The sequence below is a fragment of the Dankookia sp. GCM10030260 genome, from assembly GCF_042666655.1.
Lineage (GTDB): Bacteria > Pseudomonadota > Alphaproteobacteria > Acetobacterales > Acetobacteraceae > Paracraurococcus.
Genome location: NZ_JBHTDE010000078.1, coordinates 1 through 1458 on the forward strand (window position 1 = coordinate 1; position 1458 = coordinate 1458).

Annotated in this window: 1 protein-coding gene; it reads right to left on the bottom strand. The window is 70.9% G+C overall.

Annotated features, from left to right (window positions below):
- Positions 1–1458 (bottom strand): AAA family ATPase (locus ACFQS7_RS30900; protein WP_380070978.1); only part of this gene is annotated, 1458 nt, incomplete at both ends.

Genomic DNA, 1458 nt, shown 5'->3' on the forward strand with positions numbered 1-1458 from the left:
CTGCGGCTTGAGGTCCGGCATCTTGCCTTGGTTGATCAGGTGGGCGTTGGTGACGATCCGGCTGCCAGCGGCTTGGCGGAACACCTCGGTCAGGCGCACCACCGGCACCGCACCGGAGGTGATGATGTCGGCCAGCACCTGGCCTGGCCCGACCGAGGGCAGCTGATCCACGTCGCCGACCAGCAGCAGGGCGGCGCCCCCGGGCAGCGCCTTCAGCAGCGCCCGCATGAGGGGGACGTCCACCATGCTGGTCTCGTCCACCACCAGCAGGTCGCAGTCGAGCGGGTGCAGGTCGGTGCGCTTGAAGCCGCCCTGCTTCGGGTCGGCCTCGAGCAGGCGGTGGATGGTCGTCGCCTCCCGCCCGGTGCTCTCGGCCAGGCGCTTGGCGGCACGGCCGGTCGGAGCACAGAGGGCGATCTCCGGCCCTTTGGCCGCGACGATCTTCAGGATGGAGTTGACCAGGGTGGTCTTGCCGACGCCCGGGCCGCCGGTGATGACCAGCACCTTGGCGGCGAGCGCCAGGCGCACCGCTGCCCGCTGCCTCTCGGCCAGGGTCAGGCCAGTCTTGCCCTCCACCCAGGGGATGGCCCGCTCGGCATCGATCGCCGGCCAGGGTGGCGCGCCGACCGCAAGGTGCCGCAGCCGCTCGGCGATCTCCCGCTCGGCCCGGTACAGGCCGGCCAGGAAGACGCAGCTCTGACCCTCCAGCGTGTCGGCCACCACCTCGCCGGCCTCAAGCTCCAGGCCTAGGGCGGTGCGGACCAGGTCACCCGGGATCTCCAGCAGGCTCTGGGCAAGGTCCACCAGTTCCGCCTCGGGCAGGCCGCAGTGGCCCTGCTCCATGGCCTCGGCCAAGGCAAAGGAGATGCCGGCCCGCACCCGGATCATGGCCGTCGGCTCGATGCCGAGCTTGGCCGCGATCTGGTCGGCGGTGCGGAAGCCGATGCCGCGGATGTCGCGGGCGAGGCGGTAGGGGTTCTCGCTGACCACCTCGACCGCCTGCGGGCCATAGGTCTTGTAGATCCGCACCGCCCGCGAGGTGCCGACCCCGTTCGAGTGGAGGAACAGCATGATCTCGCGGATCACCTTCTGCTCGGCCCAGCCGGCGACGATGCGGGCCGCGCGCTTCGGGCCGATGCCGGTGACCTCGCGCAGGCGGTCCGGCTGCTGCTCGATCAGGTCGAACACGGCTTCGCCGAAGGCGGCGACCAGCTTTTTGGCGTTCACCGGGCCGATGCCGCGGATCATGCCGGAGCCGAGGTACTTCTCGATGCCCTCCAGCGTCGTCGGCGCGGTCGCCTTGAGGAAGGTGGCCTTGAACTGCAGGCCGTGGGTGCGGTCGTTGATCCAGACACCCGAGCCGCTGACGAACTCGCCGGGCGAGATCAGCGCGGCATGGCCGATCACGGTGACAGGGTCGCGCTGCCCCCGCACCTTGACCCGCAGGACGCAGAAGCC